The organism is Streptomyces sp. NPDC007346, from assembly GCF_040703535.1.
Taxonomy (GTDB): domain Bacteria; phylum Actinomycetota; class Actinomycetes; order Streptomycetales; family Streptomycetaceae; genus Streptomyces.
The window spans coordinates 1-7,212 of sequence record NZ_JBEYKR010000233.1 but is presented as its reverse complement, the minus strand read 5'-3'; the positions used below and the strand labels follow the sequence as shown (position 1 = coordinate 7,212).

Here is a 7,212-nt window from a genome sequence, read left to right as displayed (position 1 = left end):
GAAAAGGCGCTGACGCGCAAGGCCAAGAGCCTGCTGCTGGAAGAGAAAGGCGTGAACGAGGCGTACCTCAAGGCGGCCGCCTACTGGCGACTGGATCCCATCGCTCGAGAAGGACCTGATCAACGTCGGCAGCGTCGACCGCGGTTTCCGCGCGGTCTACGGCACGTTCGGGCCCGACGGCGTCTACGTCCGCCGGGACTACGACTTCAAGCTGATCGAGGAGGTCCCCGGCTACGGCGGCACGGTCTACCTCCGCGCCACCGACGAAGCGGTCAACGTCCTCGTCGGCGCCCTGGACACCGATGTCACCAGCGCCCAGATCGCCGCCGAGGTCAAGCTGGAGGTCCTGATCAGCCGGGGCCGCCTCGCCGACGCCCAGCTCGCCGCCGAACAGGCCCGCTACCGCACCGTGCAGTACGCCGAGACGCTGCGCCGCACGCTGGAGGCCACCCGGCGCAACGTCCGCGCGGTCGACTGGCTCAACACCGTCCCCGACATGATCGCCGAAGCCCTGGACCACGTGGCCGACCGCTACCGCCACGAGAACGCGATCCTCACCAACATCCGCAAGGCGCGGGACGAGGCCGAGGACCCCGAGCACAAGCGCCGGGCCGCCGAGCTCGTCGACATCGTCAAGGACTGCATCCGCCGCCACACCCAGCTCCAGTCCCGGCTGCTGGAGGCCGGGCCGCTCTTCCGCGCCGAGCAGGACCGGCAGGCGTTCGCCCCGCCCGCCGCCCACGCGGGCCTCGATCTGTACGGGCAGCTCCTCGCCCCGCTCCTCCCGCTCCCCGTCGAACAGTCCCTGAGGGCCACCGACGCGTTCTTCGCCCACGGCACCGGGCTGCGCACCCCCACCTCCGTCCGCGTCGGCGACCTCGTCGACATGCTCCTGACCCCACCCCTGGAGCGGGAGCACCTCGGCAGGGAGATGCCCGAGCCCGACCTGATCGCCACCCCGGACGACAGCCGTTTCAGCGACGCCCAGCTCTCCAGCGCCATGGCCCTGCTCGACCTGGAGCACGACGCCCCGCGCAGACTCTCCGGGCTGCTCGCCGAGGCCCGCCGCAGCGACCCCGAGCTGCCCTACCTGGTCGCGCTCCTCGCCGTCCACGCCGCCTCCCCGCCGGTCGGCACCGCCTACCGCCAGGGCGAGCGCCGCCTGCTCTTCGCGGTGGACGACGGCACCGAGCTGGACGACCCGGAGTTCGGCGGCGCCGACCTGATCGTGGGCACCGCCCTGCTGGACGCCGCCGGAATGGCCGCGGACCGCAAGGAGGCCTCGTGACCGGCCCCGTACGTCCCGCGCACCCCCGCCCTTTCCGTACCGAGGAGTCCCAGCCGTGAGCGACCACGACGCCGAGCACCCCGACGCGTGGACCGAGCCCTCCGCGTACGTGGGTGACTCCGTACCCGCACACACCGCCGAGCCCACCGGCCAGCCGGCCGTCACCCCGGCCGACGCCGCCGACGCCGCCCGCCTGGTCTCCTTCGGGCTCCAGCCCAAGCTGCTGCCCGCCCGCGACGCCGAATACGCCGACCTGCTCCGCCGCTACCGGGAGGAGAGCGCCTTCGCCCGGCTCGCCGACGCCGTCGCCACCGGGCTCGGCCTCATCGTCCTGGAGGTCTCCCCGCGCGCCGGGATGGCCGTCACCGCGGGCGAGGACTCCGTCTTCGCCGTCCGCATGGGCGACTACGCCCGCCGTGCCTCCTCCGACGCCGCCGACCGCTTCCTCCACGGCCTGGCCCACCTCGCCGTCGCCGCCCTCGCCTTCCCCCGCCCCGAGGACCTAGCCGACGACGCGTACATCGGCCGCATCACGGTCAACGGCGTCGACGCCTTCGTACGCCAGGCCTGCAAGCGGCTGGAGGAGCGCGCCGAGGAGCAGGGCGACAACACCGACCCCGCCACCGACACCCCCGGCCTCGAATCCGGCTGGCGGATCTACGCCCGCCGCAGCTCCACCGGCGCCACCAAGGATGCCCGGCGCCTGGCCGGATCCACCACCGGCATCATCGGCAAGGCCGTCGCCTTCCTCACCGACTCCGGCTTCCTCCAGCGCACCGGCGACGACGCGGGCGGCGCCTACCGCACCACCGCCCGCTACCAGCTCCAGGTCCGCGACATGGCGGGCGGCGCCGCCATGGCCGAGCTGCTGGAGCTCGGCGTCGTCCCCGTCACCGACGGCTCCGCCACCCTGCTGCCGCCGTCGGACCCCGACGACCTGGAGCTGGCGGCCGACGCGGGCCTGCCCTTCCACTCCTCCTGACCACCCGTCCCCTCCGGCCCGCCCCGACCGCACCATCCCGACCGCACCGTCCCGACCGCACCGCCCAGCTCCGCCACCGCTCACGAACGACGAGAGTCCGCCGCCATGTACGAGTTGTCCCGGGTCCGCCTCTACTCCATCGGGCCTGCCGGTGCGCGCTACGCCGACACCGTCCTCGACCTGCGCGGCGTCGGTGAACCCGTTCCCGACCCGGCGCCCGCCCAGGCGGAGTTCTTCGAGGACGAGCCGGTCGGCCCGCCGCGCCGCCCCGCCCCGGCCGGCGTGCTCTTCCTGGAGAACGGCGGCGGCAAGTCCGTCCTGCTCAAGCTGATCTTCTCGGTGATGCTCCCCGGCCACCGCAACACCCTCGGCGGCGCCAGCTCCGGCGTCCTGCGCAAGTTCCTGCTCGCCGACGACTGCGGCCACGTCGCCCTGGAGTGGCAGCACACCCTGACCGGCGAATGCGTCGTCGTGGGCAAGGTCAGCGAGTGGCGGGGACGGCAGGTCTCCAACGACCCCCGCAAGTTCGCGGAGGCCTGGTACTCCTTCCGCCCCGGCCCCGGGCTCAGCCTGGACAGCCTGCCCGTCGCCGAGGCCACCGCCGTCGGCCGCCCCGCCGAAGGGGTCTCCGGAGCCCGGGGCAGGCGCCGCACCATGAAGGGGTTCCGCGACGCCCTGGTGGACGCGGGCAAGTTCTACCAGCACCTCGACGTGCACTGGGAAGAGATCCACGACCGCTGGAACGAACACCTCGGCGACCTCGGACTCGACCCCGAACTCTTCCGCTACCAGCGCGAGATGAACGCCGACGAGGGCGAGGCCGCCGGACTCTTCGCCGTCAAGAAGGACTCCGACTTCACCGACCTGCTGCTGCGCGCCGTCACCGACACCCGCGACACCGACGGCCTGGCCGACCTGGTCAGCGGCTTCGGCAACAAGCTGGGCCGACGCGCCGAGCTGACCGCCGAGCGCGACTTCACCGCGGGCTCCGTCGACCTGCTCGGCCGCATCGTCGAGGCCACCGGGGCCCGTGCCCGCAGCCGCGACATCCACGCCGCCGCCGAACGCCGCACCCGCACCCTGGCCCGCCGTCTGAGCGCCCGCGCCGCCGAGGAGCGCGGCCGCACCGCCGAGCTGGCCGAGCGGGTCACCGCCGCCGCCCACACCGTCACCGAGGCCGAGTCCGCCCGCGGCCGCCGCTCCCTGATCGCCGCCGAACTCGCCTACCGGCACGCCTCCCTGGCCCTGGCCGGCGCCGAGAAGAGCGCCGCCGCCGGACGCCGGGAGCTGGCCGAGGCCCGCACCCTGCACGCCGCCTGGCAGGCCGCCGAGGCCGTCCTGCGCCACCGCGCCGCCGCCGACCGCTCCGCCAGGGTCGCCGTCGCCATCCGCGAGGCCGAGCGCGACGCCGCCCCCGCCCTCGCCGCCCGCGCCACCGCCGCCGCCGACCTCGTACGGGCGCTGCACACCGCCGCCGAGGACGGCGAGCGCGTCGCCAACGAGCAGGAGGAGCGCTCAGAGACCCTCCAGGCCACCGGCGAGCGCGCCCACCGCGACGCCACCGTCGCGGCCACCGAGGCCCAGCGCGCCCGCAGCGAGGCCGGCCATCTGCGCCAGCGCCTCGCCGAGGTCGAGCAGGAGACCAGTGAGGCCGTCCAGGCGGGCTGGCTCGACAACACCGCGCCCGACGCCGACCCGGCCCGCGCCGCCCTGGCCGCCAGCGATGCCGAACAGGCGGCCGTCGCAGCCTGGGACACCGCCCGCGAGGCCGCCCGCACCGCCGCCGACCACGCCCGTGAGGCGGCGGCCGACGAGAGCCGCGCCGAACTGGCGGCGGCCCGCGCCGCCGACGCGGCCAAGGCGGCGGAGCAGAGCCACGAGGACGAGCTGAGGGCCGCCGAGTCCATCGCCGCCGACCCCCGCCTCGCCGACCTGCTCGGCCTGCCCTCCGGCACCGGCGTCCCGCACCCCCGCCGGGGAGCGGGCGAGGAGACGCCGGGCGGGACACAGCGGGACACCGCCCGCACCGGCACCCAGGGGGACGGCACCGCCACCGAAGCCTCCCCGGAGAGCGCGGTCGCCCTCGCCGACCAGCCCGCCCCCTCCCACCAGCCGCTCAGCGCCCAGGAGTTCGACCGCAGCGCCGACGAACTGCGCGAGCTGCTCGACCAGTCCGTCACCGCCGCCGAGCGCCGCCTCTTCGACCTGCGCACCGCCGCCGCAGACGACGCCCGCATCCTCGGCGCCCTCGGTGAGGGCGGGCTGCTGCCCCCCGGCCCCGACGTCCTGGCCACCGTCGAATACCTGGGCGAGCACGGCATCCCCGCCCTGCCCGGCTGGCGCTATCTCGCCCAGGCCGTCGACCCGGCCGACCACGCCGCCGTCCTCGCCGCCCGCCCCGAGCTGGTCGACGGCGTCGTCATCACCGACCCCGACGCCCACACCCGCGCCCGCGACGTCCTCGGCAGCGCGGCCCTGCTGCCCCGCTCGGCCGTCGCCGTCGGCACCGCCGCAGCGCTCCTCGCCCCCGTCCCGGACCCCGCCACCGGGTCCGACGCCCAGCACGACGGCGTCTTCCTCGTCCCGCCGAACCCGGCCATGCACGACGAGCACGCCGCCGACGAGGAGCGCCACGGGCTGCGTTCCCGCGCCGCCGCCCGCGACGAGGACATCAGGTCGCTCGCCGCCCGCCTCTCCGGTGACCGCGCCCTCGCCGCCCGCATCGGCTCCTGGCGCGCCGACTGCCCGCCCGGCATGCTCGCCGAACTGGCCGAGGCCGCCGCCACCGCCCGTACGGCGGCCGAGAGCGCCGAAGCCGTCCTGGCCGAGGCCCGCACCGCGCGCGCCGAGGCCGACGAGGCCGCCGCCGACACCGCCCGGGTCCGCGACGAGCGCCAGGAGGCCGCCCAGCGCGCCCGCCGGGTCGCCGACGCGCTCGCCGGGCTCGCCCACCGGCTCCGGGAGCGGGCCCGCTGGCAGGTCCGGCTGCGCGAACTGGTCGACGAGGCCGCCGAGTCCGAGGCCCGCGCCGCCGTCTGCCTGGACCTGGCCCGCTCCGCCGACGAGGACCGCAGGGCCGCCCAGCGCGCCGGGGACGACGCCCGCCGCACCGCCCGCGCCCTGCGCGCCGAACGCGCCGAGATCGCCGGCGCCCCGGAGATCCTCCCGGAGCCCGACGAGACCAGGCCCCGCACCGCCCTGCCCACCCTGCGCGAGGCCTACCGGGCCGCCTCCCAGCTGTACGAGAAGGTCGGCGTCGGCGCCGACCTGCGCGCCGAACAGGCCCGCGCCGAGAGCGACGAGAGCGCCGCCCTGGCCGAGCTGGACCGCCTCACCAACAAGGTCCGCACCCGCGCCGCCCAGCTCCTGGAAGGCACCGACGGAGCCGACGGCCCCTCCCGCCAGGCCGCCGCCGCCCGCGCCGAATCCCACGTACAGCTCCTGGAGACCCGCGCCTCCACCGCCAGCGAACAGCTGGGCCGGTTCCGTGGCGAGGCCGAACGGCTCGCCCCCGACGACGAGCGGCTCCACCACACCGAGCTGCCCGACGAGCTGGTCCCGGCCGACGCCGAGCAGGCCCAGGCCCTCCTGCGTACGGCCACCGGCGAACTGGCCTCCGCCACCGCCGCCCTGGACACCGCCCGCGCCGCCCACAGCGAGCTGCTCCACGCCCACCGCACCGCCGAGGACTCCGCCGGCGGCTTCGACGAGACCGCCGCCCTCCTGCGCGACCTGCTCCGCGACCACGGCACGGAGGACGGCTCCGAGGCCCCCGACCCGTATCCGGGCACCCTGGAGGAGGCCCGGCAGTCCGCCGCCGAGGCGCGCCGCTCCCTGCGCGGCTGCTCAGCCGACCTCTCGGCCGCCGAGAGCGCCGTCCGGGAAGCGAGCGACATCCTCGTACGGCACGCCAACTCCACCCGCTACGAGCAGGTCCGCACCCCGGCCCGCCAGCAGATCCGCGAACTGCCCGCCTCCGCGCTGCCGGAGCACGCCCAGAAGTGGGCCGACGCCTTCGCCCCGCGACTGCGCGTCCTGACCGACGAGCTGGTCCAGCTGGAGCGCAACCGCGACTCCATCGTCGACCGGCTGCGCGGCCTGGTCGAGTCGGCCCTCGCCACGCTCCGCTCGGCCCAGCGGCTCTCCCAGCTCCCCGAGGGGCTGGGGGAGTGGTCGGGGCAGGAGTTCCTGCGGATCCGCTTCGAGGAGCCCGATCAGGCCACCCTCACCGAACGCCTCGGCGAGGTCATCGACGAGGCGACGCACGCCGCCCTCAAGAAGAACTCCGACCTGCGCCGGGACGGCATGTCCCTGCTGCTGCGGGGCGTGGAGGCGGCCCTGCGGCCCAAGGGCATCGCGGTGGAGATCCTCAAGCCGGACGCGGTGCTGCGCGCCGAGCGGGTCCCCGTCGGGCAGATGGGCGACGTCTTCTCCGGCGGCCAGCTGCTCACCGCCGCCATCGCCCTGTACTGCACGATGGCGGCGCTGCGCAGCAACGACCGGGGCCGCGACCGCCACCGCCACGCGGGCACGTTGTTCCTGGACAACCCGATCGGCCGGGCCAACGCCACGTATCTGCTGGAGCTCCAGCGCGCGGTCTCCGACGCGCTGGGCGTGCAGCTGCTCTACACGACCGGTCTCTTCGACACGACCGCGCTCGCCGAGTTCCCGCTGGTCATCCGGTTGCGCAACGACGCCGACCTGCGGGCGGGGCTGAAGTACATCAGCGTGGAGGAGCACCTGCGCCCCGGGCTGCCGCAGCAGGACCCGGACGGTGAGACGGTCCACGGCGAGATCACGGCGACCCGCATGTTCAAGCGGAGCACACAACAGGCTCCGCAGCCGCAGCCGGAGGCGTAGTCTCCGCCACGGGCGGGCCCGATGCCGATCGGGCCCGCCCGGCGGCCTCAGGCCCGTGTTCCTGCTACGCTGGAAGTGGGGC

2 protein-coding genes and 1 pseudogene are annotated in these 7,212 nt (G+C 75.7%); all 3 read left to right on the top strand.

From position 1 onward, the window contains the following. Positions 1-91 precede the first annotated feature (91 nt). Positions 92-1,288, top strand: a pseudogene (locus AB0917_RS32875) (hypothetical protein); the annotation flags it as partial. Positions 1,289-1,343: 55 nt separating this feature from the next. Next, the gene (locus tag AB0917_RS32870) at positions 1,344-2,270 is read left to right on the top strand and encodes a hypothetical protein (RefSeq protein WP_366823373.1); all 927 of its coding nucleotides are present in this window, start codon (positions 1,344-1,346) and stop codon (positions 2,268-2,270) included. Positions 2,271-2,375: 105 nt separating this feature from the next. Beyond that, positions 2,376-7,130: a hypothetical protein gene (locus AB0917_RS32865; RefSeq protein ID WP_366823372.1), complete on the top strand. Its 4,755-nt coding sequence runs from the start codon at positions 2,376-2,378 to the stop codon at positions 7,128-7,130. Positions 7,131-7,212 lie beyond the last annotated feature (82 nt).

Excerpts from the sequence above, each read along its gene's own strand:
- AB0917_RS32865 (WP_366823372.1), top strand. The coding sequence starts at position 2,376 with ATGTACGAGTTGTCCCGGGTCCGCCTCTACTCCATCGGGCCTGCCGGT.